Origin of the sequence: Brevundimonas sp. M20 (assembly GCF_006547065.1) — a bacterium.
In the GTDB taxonomy this organism is placed as follows: domain Bacteria; phylum Pseudomonadota; class Alphaproteobacteria; order Caulobacterales; family Caulobacteraceae; genus Brevundimonas.
This window is the reverse complement of the sequence record NZ_CP041243.1, coordinates 2,538,657-2,550,276: the sequence shown is the minus strand read 5'-3', so window position 1 is coordinate 2,550,276 and position 11,620 is coordinate 2,538,657. Positions and strand designations below refer to the sequence as shown.

Here is an 11,620-nt window from a genome sequence, read left to right as displayed (position 1 = left end):
CAGGAGCGATGCCCCATGTCTGCCGAAGCCGCCCGCCCGTTCGACTGGAACGGAGTCAGTGGTGATCGCTGGGTCGAGAATCAGGTCCGGCTGGACCGGATGCTGGCCCCCTATGGTGACACGCTCAGGCTCGCCGCCCAGGCCCGACCGGGCGAGCGCGTGCTGGATGTCGGCTGCGGCGCCGGGGCGACCAGCCTCGATCTCGCGGCGCAGGTCGCGCCCGACGGACGCGTCACCGGGGTCGATATCTCGCAGGCCCTGATCCATCGTGCGCGAGAACTGGCGGGTGAGCAGGAGCCCCCGGTGAAATTCCTGCTGGCCGATGCGGCGACCCGTCGGTTCGACTCCATCCACGACCTGATCGTCTCGCGCTTCGGCGTGATGTTCTTCGATTCCCCGGTGGCGGCCTTTCGCAATCTGCGAACCGCTCTGAAGCCAGATGGCCGTCTGGCCTTCGTCTGCTGGCGGCGGGCAGGGGAAAACGACTGGACCCGTCTGCCGATGACGGCCATTCGCGGCATCGTCCCGCCGCCCGCGCCTGTTGATCCGGAAGCGCCCGGGCCCTTCTCCTTCGGCGACCCGGCCCGGGTCGAGCATATCCTGACCGGGGCGGGCTTCTCCGAAGTCCGCATCGTCGCCTGTGATCACCCGGTCCTGTTCGGCGTCGGCGAAACGCCCGATGAGGCGGTCGAGGACGCCGTCGCCAACGCCGTGAAGGTCGGCCCGCTGGAACGCGCCCTCAAGGACCAGCCCGACGACGTCCGCGGTCGCGCCGTCGCCGCCGTCCGCGACACCTACCGCAACCGCCTGACCCCCGAAGGCGTCGTCATCGACGGCGCGGGCTGGGTGGTGACCGCGCGGCGGTAGGGGGGGGTACACAGTCGGCCGCGCATCTCTCGACCTCACCTCTCCATTCGCCCTCAAGCGAATGGAGAGGACAGACCGGCGCGGCAGCGACGGTCAGGAGAGGGCGGCTCGGTGTCGGCAGAAGACGCCTCGAACACCGGTGTCGGCGGCCAACCGTCAAACGCCCGCGCCGCCCCCTCCTGATCGCTGCGCGATCTGTCCTCCCCATCGCCTTGAAGCGGGCGATGGAGAGGTGAGGCGCCGCACTCCATCCTTCAAAGATACGGAGGAGTTCACGTTCAGCCCGCGCATCCTCACACCCCAAGTCTCTGATCCTGCCTCGGATTTTAAATCCCCAGCGTCATTCTCCCGCCGTAGCTGGAACAGCCCCCACAATACCCGCATCCCGTCGATGGGGAGGGCGTCGGATCCACGCTTCTCGACGACGGCGGGCTGTGGCCGAGCGATGAAGCCCGCGCGAAGGAGAGTGCGGGGGCCCTCGAGGGCAGGGATGGATCCTGCCCGCTTGCTCTCCGCGCGCTGTTGGAAGCGGACCGCTGGCGTCTCTGAACGGTCGAAGTCCGCCCCGCGTCGGGGTCAGCAATGATCCCGGCGGTGATCCGGCAAGGCCCCAAGCAAAGGCCGCCAGCCGGAGGGCGTGTGGAAAACGGCTGCGCGGGACGTCGCTCTCGTCGAAACGGTAAAACAAAACACCACACACCGGGCGAGGCCCGGCGTCCCGCACCCTTCCCGCTCGACCTGCCGCGTTCGCGGCGGGGCGAGACCGCATGCTTGTCATCCCTGCCCCGGTCCCGTCGTGCTCGTTGTGCCTCCGTTGTGTTCGTTGTGGTGAACCCGCGCCGACGGCCTCAACGGTCTTCCGCAATCCGAAAGCCACGCCCGATCCCCGAATCCGGCCCCGGCGCAGCGACCGTTCGCCACGCCTCGTTTCGGGAGAAATAATCGTGCGGAATTTCAAGGACCTGGGGCAATCCCAAGCCGCCTTGACCTGCGGGGGTGTCGCCTATAGGTTCCGCGCCGAATTCAGACCCCCTCCGGCATCCCCGTCGGAGCGCTGAGGCCCACATGTCCCTGCCACCGGAATCGCGCGAAGAGGCGATCGCTCGTCTCACCAAGAGCGCATCCGAACTGGAGACGCGCAATGCGCCGCCGACCTCTTCGGAGATCGCGGGCATGGCGGTGGCCAATCAGGCCTGGAAGATCGTCGCTGACCTGTTCGGCGGCGTGTTTCTGGGGTTGGCGGTCGGCTTCGGGGCGGACTGGCTCTTCGGAACCAGACCCTGGGGTATCATTGGCGGTGTCCTTCTGGGCTTCGCCTTGTCGATTTACATGGCGCGTCGCACAGCCGATCGGCTGATGGCGCAGGCAAAAGCGGCCGGTGTGGAACCCAAATCCATTCCGTTCGACGATGAAGACGAGGAGCGATAGGCGCGTGGCCGATCCGATCGAACAGTTCGAGATTCACGCCCTTCCGGGTCTGGACTTCGGTGAAGTGACCCTGCCGGTCGTCGGCACGGTGCATCTCGCCGTGACCAACTCGCACGTCGCGATGACCCTGGCCTTCCTGCTGGTCGTCGGCTTCCTCGCGCTGGTGACCTCCAACGCCAAGGTCGTTCCGGGCCGTATGCAGGCTGCGGGCGAGCAGCTGTTCGGTCTGGTCAACGGCGTCACCGACTCGATCATCGGTCACGAAGGCCGCAAGTATTTCCCGTTCGTCTTCACCCTGTTCATGCTGATCCTCGGCATGAACCTGCTGGGCATGTTCCTGACGTTCACGGCGACCTCGCAGCTGGCCGTCACCGGCACCTTCGCCCTGCTGACGATCCTGCTGGTGATCGGCATCGGTTTCGCCAAGCACGGTCTGGGGTTCTTCCTGCTGTTCTGGCCGACCAGCGCGCCGGTCGCCATTCGCCCCGTGGTCGGCCTCATCGAGTTCCTCTCCTTCCTGCTGCGTCCGGTCACCCTCGCGCTTCGTCTGTTCGGCAACATGCTGGGCGGCCACATCGCGCTGAAGATCTTCGCCGGTTTCGTCGTCTCGATGGGCGCCCTGGCCGCCGCGGGCGGCATGGGCCTGCTGGGTCTGCCGGTCGCCGCCCTGTCGATGGGCATGGTGGTCGGTCTGACCGCCCTGGAGTTCCTGGTGGCCTTCCTGCAGGCCTTCGTCTTCGCCGTTCTGGCCAGCATCTATCTCAACGATGTGGTCAACCTGGGCCACGGCCACTAAAAGCCCGCCCAGTCTTCCTTCCAAACCAACCCTGACTGAATAGGAAACTCATCATGGAAGCCGAATCCTTCAAGTACTTCGGTATCGGCCTGGCCACCCTGGGCATGCTCGGCGCTGGCATCGGCGTGGGCAACATCTTCGGCCAGTTCCTGGCCGGCGCCCTGCGCAACCCGTCGGCCGCCGCCTCGCAAGTCGGCAACCTGTTCGTCGGCGCCGCCCTGGTCGAAGCCCTGGGCATCCTGGCCTTCGTTCTGGGCATCCTGGCCTGGCTGGGCTGATCCAGCGATCACGCTGAAACGGCGGCGTGAGCGGACCCGCAGGTCCGTTCCGCCGTCGTCGCCTTTTCCAGACCAAACGGACTCCTGATGGCCACCACCCCGATTGACCCGCACGCCGACGCTCACGCGACGACCGAGGCCGAAGGCCACGGCGGCGGAGGCGGCCTGCCGCAGTTCGAAACCCAGCACTGGTTCGGGCAGATCGCCTACCTGCTGGTTCTGTTCGTCGTCCTGTACCTGCTGATCAGCAAGGTTTTCGCGCCGCGCATCCGCCGCGTGATGGACGAACGGGCCGACACCATTTCCGGCGCCGTCGCCACCGCCCGCAAGGTGCAGGCGGAAGCGGCTGAACAGGCCGAAGCCGCCAAGGCGGACGTCGCCCGCGCCCGCGCCGAGTCGCGCGCCACCGCCCAGGCCGCCGCCGACCGCATCGCCACCGAGGCCGCGGCTCGCAAGGCGACCGAGGAAGCCTCTGTCTCGGCCCGTATCGCCGAAGCTGAAGCCGCCATCGGCAAGACCCGGGACGCCGCCATGCAAAACGTCGGCGCCATCGCCAATGACACCGCCTCGGCCATCGTCGAGCGCCTGACCGGCAAGGCCCCCACGGCCGCCGAGCTGGCCGCCGCCGGCAAGGGAGCCGCCTGATGCCTCACTTCCTCGACCCGCACATGTACAATGTCGGCAACCCGGAACTGTGGGTCGCCATCGGTCTGATCCTGTTCTTCGGCATCCTCGTCTGGGCCGGCGTTCCCAAGCTGATCGCCGCCCAGCTGGACCTCAAGGCCAACACCATTCAGGCCGAGCTGGACGAGGCCGCCCGTCTGCGCGCCGAAGCCGAAGCCCTGCTGGCCCAGATTCGCGCCGAGAAGGCCGAGGCTGAAGCCCAGGCCGCCGCCATGCTGAAGGCCGCCGAGGACGACGCCCGTCGTCTGGAAGCCGAAGCCAAGGTGAAGCTGGAAGAGTCGCTGGCCCGCCGTCAGGCTCTGGCCGAGCGCCGTATCGCCCAGGCCGAGGCCCAGGCCACCGCCGAGGTGAAGGCCGCCGCCGCCGATCTGGCCGCCAAGGCCGCCGAAGACATCCTGACCGCCCGGCTGGCCGGCCAGAGCACCGATCCGCTGCTTGACGCCGCTATCGCCCAACTGGGCACGCGGCTGAACTAGAAGGGCGCAACCGCTCGGCGACGCGCTCCTTGAACGCCGGGCATGCGCGAAGCCCTAGGCCGCGTCGGGTCGGGAAGGCGGAGCCTTCTGACCGCAGCCAGGAATAGAAGGCCCCGTCGGATCGATCCGGCGGGGCCTTTTTCCTGGTCAGTGAACAGCGACCGCGTCGGCCGCCAGATGCTGCTTGTCGCGCCGCACCAGCCGTCCGTAGACGTTGCCCATCACGATCCCGAACAGGGCGTGGGTGGCGATCATCCAGGCCAGGGTGCCGAAGCCGGCGCGCATGAAGAACGTGCCCACGCCCATCATCGGCGCGAGGAACAGGCCCATCAGGATGAAGGCGCCGACCGCGAAGAGGATGCCCTTGGACTCAGGCGTATCCGTCGGCAATCGGGGGCACAGGATGCCGAACAGCGGCCCCAGCACCACCGTCCCGGCGACGATGTGAGCGATCCAACCGACGACCGGATTGTCCGGCGCCTTCAGCATGACAGACAGAAGCTGGGGAAAACTGACCGCCCAGTGTCCAAAGGCCATGTTGATGGCCTCCAGAATCGAAACGGCGACTGTGGCCGCGAAACCGGCGACCAAACCCTTTTGTACGCGTGACATCATGACCAGCAGCGCCTCCCAACGCCTGTTTCGGTTCTTGATAACGCGAGGTTGAGCATACGCCTCCTGCGAAGACCGGCGTTCACTTTGCCGTGCTTCGCATTTGCGGGAGAAATCACCGGGTACGGAAGGCCGCGCCGGTCAGGGCCTCTGACCGGGCCCACAGTTGCGCCGCCACCGCCCTGTCCAGCGCCTGCGGGCGAACCGCCGCCCGCCCCGGCGGGCCCTTCAGGTCCATGAACCCCTGCGGGCCGTAGTAGCCGCCGGGCGTCACATCGGGCTTGGTGGCGGCCATCAGGATCGGCAGGGCTCCCTCGGCGGCCGAATGGCTGACAAGGCGCTCCAGCAGTCGCGTCACAGCGCCGAACAGGCTGCCGCCGCCCTGCGCCGGGCCGTTGGCGATCAGGTCCCTGCGAGCAAAGCCGGGATGAGCCGCCACGCTGGTCAGGCCCCACCCCTCTGCATCGCTGCGCCGTTGCAGTTCGATGGCGAACATCAGCATGGCCAGCTTGGACTGCTGATAGACCGGCCACGGACGGTAGCCCTGACTGTGGTTCAGGTCGTCCAGCCGGATGCGTCCGCCCTTGTGAGCGATGCTGGCCAACTGGACCACGCGCGCCCGCCCCGCCTTCAGCCGGGGCAGCAACCGGGCTGTCAGGGCGAAGTGGGACAGATAGTTGGTCCCGAACTGCATTTCATGCCCGTCCACGGTTGTCTGCCGAATCGGCAGGGCCATGACGCCCGCGTTGTTGATCAGGATGTCGACGGGGCGGCCCGCGGCCAGAATCCGGTCCGCGAAGGCGTTGACCGAAGACAGGTCGGCCAGATCGACGGGCTCGAACCGGATCAAGGCGTGAGGGACGGCCTTGCGGATCACGGCGAGGGCGCCTGCCCCCTTGGCAGGGTTTCGGCCCGCCAGCACGACCTCGGCGCCCTTGCCGGCCAGCGTCAGCGTGGTCTCCAGCCCCAGCCCGCCGGTCGCTCCGGTGACGATGGCCAGCTTGCCGGTGAGATCAGGGATGTCTTCAGAGGTCCAGTGCATCGCACAGACCTGGTGCGCCGCCCGAGCGGCGTCAGCCCCTTCCCCGGCGGGGAAGGGGCGACATGGGGTATCAGGCCGCCTGGTTCGAGCCTTCCGGCGCGGTCCAGCGCAGCACCGGCGAGCGGGCGGCGCGGGTCTCGTCCAGACGACGCAGCGGGGCGTGGAAGGGCGCGCCCTTGAATCGGTCGACGTCGCCGGCCCCATCTTTGGTTTCCAGGGCGGCGCCGGCCAGCAGACGCATCGCCTCGATGAAGCGATCCAGTTCGGCCTTGGACTCGGTCTCGGTCGGCTCGATCAGCATGGCCCCGTGGACGACCAGCGGGAAATACATGGTCATCGGGTGGAAGCCCTCGTCGATCATCGCCTTGGCGAAGTCGAGCGTCGTGATGTCCGTACCCTTCAGCCATTCGTCGTCGAACAGGGCCTCGTGCATGCAGGGGCCGTCGGGGAAAGCCGGGCTCATCAGGTCCGACAGGCGGGCCTTGATGTAGTTTGCGTTCAGCACGGCGTCCTCGGCGACCTGACGCAGGCCGTCCGAGCCGTGGCTCATCATGTAGCTGAGCGCGCGGACATACATGCCCATCTGGCCCTGGAAGGCGCAAAGACGACCGAAGGCCTGCGGGGCCTCGTCTTCCTCGCGCTCCACCAGCCGATAGCCGTTGTCGTCGTGGACAACCCACGGAGCCGGGGCGAAGGGCGCGAGCGCTTCCGACAGCACCACCGGACCCGCGCCCGGCCCGCCGCCGCCATGCGGCGTCGAGAAGGTCTTGTGCAGGTTGATGTGCATGGCGTCGACGCCCAGATCGCCCGGGCGCACCCGGCCGACGATGGCGTTGAAGTTGGCGCCGTCGCAGTAGAAATAGGCGCCCGCTTCGTGCGTCAGGCGGCTGATCTCGAGGATGTCGCGCTCGAACAGACCGCAGGTGTTCGGGTTGGTCACCATGATGGCGGCCACGTCCGGACCGAGCTTCGAGGCCAGATCGGCCACATCCACGCGACCGTCATCGGTCTGGGCGACTTCGACCACCGAATAGCCGACGAAGGCGGCTGTCGCCGGGTTGGTGCCGTGGGCCGAGGTGGGGACCAGAACCTTGCGGCGCTGCTCGTGCTCACCCTTGGCCTCATGGGCCGCGCGAATGGCCATCAGGCCGCACAGTTCGCCATGGGCGCCGGCCTTGGGCGACAGGGCGACGGCAGGCATGCCTGTCAGGGTCTTCAGCCAGTGCGACAGCTGGTCCATCAGCTCCAGCGCGCCCTGAACCGTCGAGATCGGCTGGAGCGGATGGATGTCCGAGAATCCGGGCAGGCGGGCCATCTTCTCGTTGAGACGCGGGTTGTGCTTCATCGTGCACGAGCCCAGCGGATAGATGGCCAAATCGATGGCGTGGTTCTTCTGCGACAGGCGCACATAGTGGCGCATGGCTTCCGGTTCCGACAGGCCGGGCAGGCCGATCGGATCCTTGCGGACCAGATCGCCGAGGTCGGAGGCCGAGCCCTTGGGCTCGGGAAGGTCGACGCCGGTCTTGCCCCAGCCGTCGCCCTCGAAGATCAGGGCTTCGTTCTGCAGCAGGCCGCGGCCGCCGGTCAGGGTGGCGGGCTTCGTCGTGACTTCGTTCGGCGTGGTCGGGCGGCCGACGGTGTTCATGGTGCTCATCGTCTTGTCTCCGCTCAGGCCGCCAGCACCTTGCCGAGTGCAACGGCAAGAAGCTTGATGTCAGTGTCCAGGGTCGTCTCGGTCGCGGCGACCAGCAGGACGTCGTCCATGCCGGCGTCCGGGGCCAGACGGCTGTAGGGCACGCCCGCCAGCACATGATGGGCGGCCAGGGTGTCGACCACCTCGGCGGCCGGCTTCGGCAGCTTGATCGCGAACTCGTTGAAGAAGCGCGGGGTCAGGATTTCCACGCCCGGGACGGCGGCCAGCGCGTCGCGGGTGGCCACGGCCTTCTCGTGGTTCAGCAGGGCCAACTTCCGCAGGCCCGTCTCGCCCAGCAGGCTCATGTGGATGGTGAAGGCCAGGGTGCAGAGGCCCGAGTTGGTGCAGATGTTCGACGTCGCCTTGTCGCGACGGATGTGCTGCTCGCGGGTCGACAGGGTCAGCACGAAGCCGCGCTCGCCGTCGGCGTCCACGGTCTCGCCGGTCAGGCGGCCGGGCATCTGGCGGATCAGCTTCTCGCGCGTGGCGAACAGGCCGACGTAGGGGCCGCCGAAGTTCAGCGCGTTGCCGATCGACTGGCCCTCGGCCGCGACGATGTCGGCGCCCATTTCACCGGGCGACTTCAGCAGGCCCATCGACACGGCCTCCGTCACCACGACGATCAGCAGGGCGCCGGCGGCGTGGGCGGCCTCGGCGATCCTGGTCACGTCGGTTGCGGCGCCGAAGACGTTCGGGGTCTGGACGACGACGCAGGCGGTGTCCGGGCCGATCTGGTCGATCACGGCGGCCTCGGCGTCGATGGCGGCGGGCAGGGCCTGGGTCTCGACGCCGACGGCGTGCACGACGGTCTCGGTCGCGCGGACGTAGTGCGGGTGAACGCCGCCCGAGATGATCGCCTTGTTGCGGCGGGTCACGCGGGTCGCCATCAGCACGCCCTCCGCCATGGCGGTCGAGCCGTCATAGAGCGAAGCGTTGGCCACCGGCATGCCGGTCAGGTTCGCGACCTGGGTCTGGAACTCGTACAGGTACTGCAGGGTGCCCTGCGCGATTTCCGGCTGGTAGGGGGTGTAGCTGGTCAGGAATTCCGACCGCTGGATGATGTGGTCCACGGTTGCCGGGACGTGGTGCTTGTAGGCGCCGGCGCCGCAGAAGAACGGCACGGAGCCCGCCGAGGCGTTCTTGTTGGCCATGGCCGACAGGGCGCGTTCAACCTCCAGCTCGCCCGCCACACGGGGCAGGTCCACCGGGCCGTCCAGACGGGCGCCGGCGGGCACATCCACGAACAGATCGTCGATGGATTTGGCGCCGATGGTGGCGAGCATCGCCGTACGGTCGTCGGGCGTCAGGGGGAGATAACGCATGGTCTTGTCCTGGGCCGTGAATGGCCAAAGGCCCTCTGACTTTTGATCAGAGGGCCCGATGGGTCTTAGAGGGTGGCGAGGAAGGCGTCGTAGGCGGCCTTGTCCATCAGGGCGTCCAGTTGCGAAGCGTCCGAGATGCGGATCTTCGCGAACCAGCCTTCGCCTTCCGGGTCGGCGTTGACGGTTTCCGGGGCCGAGGCGAGGGCGGCGTTGCCTTCGACGACTTCACCCGAAACCGGGGCGTAGACGTCCGAAGCGGCCTTGACCGATTCCACGACGGCGAAGCTGTCGCCGACCGAGACGGTCTTGCCGGCCTCCGGGGTCTCGACGAACACCACGTCGCCGAGGGCGTCGGCGGCGTGCTTGGAAATGCCGACGGTGGCGATGTCACCGTCCAGGCTGACCCACTCGTGATCCTTGGTGAACTTCATGGTCTGATCCTCTCAGGCCCCAAATCAGGCTTTGGGTTTGCGGTAATAGCGTTGCGCCACGAACGGCATGGCGATGACTTCTGCGGCGGCGGCCTTGCCCCGGACGATGACCTTCAGGTCCGTACCCAGTTCAGCGTAGGCCGGAGGCACATAGCCCATGGCGATGTTGCGACCCAAGGTCGGCGAGGGGCCGCCCGAGGTGACCTTGCCGATGACGTTTCCGTCAGCGTCAGCGATCTCGGCGCCCTCACGGGCCGGGGCGCCTTCCTTGACGCTCAGGCCGACGCGGACGCGGCTCGGGCCGTCAGCCAGTTCCTTGAGGACGCGCTCGGCGCCGTTGAAGTCAGCGCGTTCCTTGCGCGACTTGGACAGGGCGAAGGTCAGCGCGCCCTCGACCGGGCTCGTTGTCGGGTCAATGTCGTGGCCGTGCAGCGGCAGGCCGGCTTCCAGGCGCAGGCTGTCGCGGGCGCCGAGGCCGATGGGCTTCACGCGGGCGTCTTCCAGCAACAGGTTCCAGATGCGCTCGGCGTCGGCGGCCGGGACCGAAATCTCGTAGCCGTCCTCGCCCGTGTAGCCCGAGCGAGAGACGTAGCAGTCCACGCCGAAGATCATCAGGCGGGCGCAATCCATGAAGCCGAAGTCGCCGAAGACCGGATCATGTTTGGCCATGACCTCGGCGGCTTCCGGCCCCTGAATGGCGATCAGGGCGCGGTCCAGCACGGTCAGCTGGGCGTCGCCTTCGAGGTTGGCTTCCCAGAAGGCGAAATCCTCGTCCTTGTTACCGGCGTTGACGACGACGAAGAGGCCGTCGTGGTCAGGTTTGCCGGCCATCAGGTCGTCGATGATGCCTCCATCGGTGTTGAGCAGCAGCGAATACTTCTGCTTGCCCGCCTTCAGGATCGCATAGTCACCGGGCACGAAGCGCTCGAACTGGGCGATGGCGTCTTCGCCGGTGATCTTGCACTGGCCCATGTGGGAGACATCGAACAGACCGGCGTGTTCACGGGTCCAGCGGTGTTCAGCCAGAACGCCCTCGTACTGGACCGGCATGTCATAGCCGCCGAAGCCGACCATGCGGGCGCCGAGGGCCCGGTGCGCGGCGTTCAGGGGCGTGGTCTTCAGGGTTTGATCGGTCATGGTCCAGACTCTCGGGGTCGCGTGTTGAAGCGGAAAGCTCCGCCGTCCTCGCGCCCCCGCTGTCCTGAAGCCTGAGAGATTCCGGCGGCCTTGGCCGCCTTGCTCCGTCGGCGCGCAACTCGTGCGACTTTCCAGCGTCCGTGCGCTTTCGCGGTCCTTTTGCCTGAGCGTTTCCGGGGCGGTTGCGCCTTCGGCTCCGGGCCTGCCGTGACAGCCCCGGTCTCTCCCGCGAGAGCAGGGTTCCAAGACCCCGACTCCGGGGCCAAGTCAAGCGCGGGTATGGGGTTGCCCGCAGCAAAAAGCCCCCGGCGTAGGGCCGAGGGCTTCTTTCTGATCGAAATCCCGAACGATGCCTTACGGCGTTTCCGTGATGATCAGGGCGCCGGAGGCCGGGCTGTCGCCATAGGTGCCGATCCAGACGTCGTAGACGCCGCTTTGCGGATTGCGGAAAATCACCTGGGCGTCGCCGTCGCCCCAGCTGTCGTCATCGCAGTACCAGCGGCCGTCCGGGCCGTTGATCACCAGGGTGGTGTCCTCGCCCGAGCGGGTGCGGAAGGCCAGCGGCAGGCCGCCGGCGGAGTAGGTCAGTTCGAAGTCCGGGGCGTTGCTGATCTTGCCCACGCACGAACCGCCCAGACGCGACGCGTCGATGCTGCCGCCCGCGACGACGTCGATGGAGTACGGGTCCGGGGTGAAGCCGGCCGAGAGGCGACGCGCGCCGAAATTGGCGTTCTGGCTGGCGTCCTGCGCGACGGCGGGCGCGGCGGTGGCGGTCAGGGCGGCGGCGAGCGCCAGCACGGAAAGGCGTTTGATCATTGAAGTCCCCCACTTGAACACGGCGATGGCGCCGCAGA

At 67.6% G+C, this 11,620-nt stretch carries 13 protein-coding genes and 1 riboswitch; of the genes, 6 read left to right on the top strand and 7 right to left on the bottom strand.

Annotation, left to right across the window (positions count from 1 at the left end; genetic code table 11):
• The first annotated feature begins 15 nt into the window (after positions 1-15).
• The 6 genes from FKQ52_RS12600 (at position 16) to FKQ52_RS12575 (ending at position 4,529) form a co-directional block, all read left to right on the top strand.
• Complete coding sequence (locus FKQ52_RS12600; protein ID WP_141627501.1) at positions 16-867, top strand: class I SAM-dependent methyltransferase; 852 nt, start codon at positions 16-18, stop codon at positions 865-867.
• Positions 868-1,932: 1,065 nt separating this feature from the next.
• Positions 1,933-2,295 carry an AtpZ/AtpI family protein gene (locus tag FKQ52_RS12595; RefSeq protein ID WP_141627500.1) on the top strand — a complete coding sequence of 121 codons (363 nt, stop codon included), beginning with the start codon at positions 1,933-1,935 and terminating at the stop codon, positions 2,293-2,295.
• A gap of 4 nt (positions 2,296-2,299) precedes the next feature.
• Positions 2,300-3,091: a F0F1 ATP synthase subunit A gene (locus FKQ52_RS12590; RefSeq protein WP_141627499.1), complete on the top strand. Its 792-nt coding sequence runs from the start codon at positions 2,300-2,302 to the stop codon at positions 3,089-3,091.
• Between the two features lie 53 nt (positions 3,092-3,144).
• Complete coding sequence (locus FKQ52_RS12585; protein WP_029416762.1) at positions 3,145-3,369, top strand: F0F1 ATP synthase subunit C; 225 nt, start codon at positions 3,145-3,147, stop codon at positions 3,367-3,369.
• Positions 3,370-3,456: 87 nt separating this feature from the next.
• A complete protein-coding gene (locus tag FKQ52_RS12580) occupies positions 3,457-4,014 on the top strand; it encodes a hypothetical protein (RefSeq protein WP_141627498.1) in 558 nt (185 codons plus the stop codon).
• Positions 4,014-4,529, top strand: a complete 516-nt coding sequence (locus FKQ52_RS12575) for a F0F1 ATP synthase subunit B (protein ID WP_141627497.1) — start codon at positions 4,014-4,016, stop codon at positions 4,527-4,529. The genes FKQ52_RS12580 and FKQ52_RS12575 overlap by 1 nt, the downstream gene beginning before the upstream one ends.
• Before the next feature lie 147 nt (positions 4,530-4,676).
• Here the strand turns inward: FKQ52_RS12575 and FKQ52_RS12570 are convergent, their stop codons facing one another.
• From FKQ52_RS12570 to FKQ52_RS12540, 7 genes are all read right to left on the bottom strand, one after another.
• A complete protein-coding gene (locus FKQ52_RS12570; protein WP_370450958.1) occupies positions 4,677-5,141 on the bottom strand; it encodes a DUF6789 family protein in 465 nt (154 codons plus the stop codon).
• 115 nt (positions 5,142-5,256) lie between these two features.
• Positions 5,257-6,183 (bottom strand): SDR family oxidoreductase, encoded by a 927-nt coding sequence (locus tag FKQ52_RS12565; protein ID WP_141627495.1) that lies wholly within the window; start codon positions 6,181-6,183, stop codon positions 5,257-5,259.
• A gap of 70 nt (positions 6,184-6,253) precedes the next feature.
• Positions 6,254-7,837, bottom strand: coding sequence for an aminomethyl-transferring glycine dehydrogenase subunit GcvPB (gene gcvPB / locus FKQ52_RS12560; RefSeq protein ID WP_168196853.1), 1,584 nt, complete (start codon positions 7,835-7,837; stop codon positions 6,254-6,256).
• A 14-nt stretch (positions 7,838-7,851) separates the two neighbouring features.
• The gene (gcvPA, locus tag FKQ52_RS12555) at positions 7,852-9,198 is read right to left on the bottom strand and encodes an aminomethyl-transferring glycine dehydrogenase subunit GcvPA (protein ID WP_141627494.1); all 1,347 of its coding nucleotides are present in this window, start codon (positions 9,196-9,198) and stop codon (positions 7,852-7,854) included.
• Positions 9,199-9,263: 65 nt separating this feature from the next.
• Positions 9,264-9,629: a glycine cleavage system protein GcvH gene (gene gcvH, locus FKQ52_RS12550; RefSeq protein ID WP_141627493.1), complete on the bottom strand. Its 366-nt coding sequence runs from the start codon at positions 9,627-9,629 to the stop codon at positions 9,264-9,266.
• A 24-nt stretch (positions 9,630-9,653) separates the two neighbouring features.
• The gene (gene gcvT, locus FKQ52_RS12545; RefSeq protein WP_141627492.1) at positions 9,654-10,766 is read right to left on the bottom strand and encodes a glycine cleavage system aminomethyltransferase GcvT; all 1,113 of its coding nucleotides are present in this window, start codon (positions 10,764-10,766) and stop codon (positions 9,654-9,656) included.
• Between the two features lie 141 nt (positions 10,767-10,907).
• Positions 10,908-11,005, bottom strand: a riboswitch (glycine riboswitch).
• Between the two features lie 115 nt (positions 11,006-11,120).
• On the bottom strand, positions 11,121-11,582 hold the full coding sequence (locus FKQ52_RS12540; protein ID WP_141627491.1) for a peptidase S1: 462 nt from the start codon (positions 11,580-11,582) through the stop codon (positions 11,121-11,123).
• Positions 11,583-11,620: the final 38 nt, after the last annotated feature.

Coding starts and splice junctions, on each gene's coding strand:
- FKQ52_RS12600 (WP_141627501.1), top strand. CDS start 16: ATGTCTGCCGAAGCCGCCCGCCCGTTCGACTGGAACGGAGTCAGTGGT.
- FKQ52_RS12595 (WP_141627500.1), top strand. CDS start 1,933: ATGTCCCTGCCACCGGAATCGCGCGAAGAGGCGATCGCTCGTCTCACC.
- FKQ52_RS12585 (WP_029416762.1), top strand. CDS start 3,145: ATGGAAGCCGAATCCTTCAAGTACTTCGGTATCGGCCTGGCCACCCTG.
- FKQ52_RS12580 (WP_141627498.1), top strand. CDS start 3,457: ATGGCCACCACCCCGATTGACCCGCACGCCGACGCTCACGCGACGACC.
- FKQ52_RS12575 (WP_141627497.1), top strand. CDS start 4,014: ATGCCTCACTTCCTCGACCCGCACATGTACAATGTCGGCAACCCGGAA.
- FKQ52_RS12570 (WP_370450958.1), bottom strand. CDS start 5,141: ATGTCACGCGTACAAAAGGGTTTGGTCGCCGGTTTCGCGGCCACAGTC.
- FKQ52_RS12565 (WP_141627495.1), bottom strand. CDS start 6,183: ATGCACTGGACCTCTGAAGACATCCCTGATCTCACCGGCAAGCTGGCC.
- gcvPB (WP_168196853.1), bottom strand. CDS start 7,837: ATGAGCACCATGAACACCGTCGGCCGCCCGACCACGCCGAACGAAGTC.
- gcvPA (WP_141627494.1), bottom strand. CDS start 9,198: ATGCGTTATCTCCCCCTGACGCCCGACGACCGTACGGCGATGCTCGCC.
- gcvH (WP_141627493.1), bottom strand. CDS start 9,629: ATGAAGTTCACCAAGGATCACGAGTGGGTCAGCCTGGACGGTGACATC.
- gcvT (WP_141627492.1), bottom strand. CDS start 10,766: ATGACCGATCAAACCCTGAAGACCACGCCCCTGAACGCCGCGCACCGG.
- FKQ52_RS12540 (WP_141627491.1), bottom strand. CDS start 11,582: ATGATCAAACGCCTTTCCGTGCTGGCGCTCGCCGCCGCCCTGACCGCC.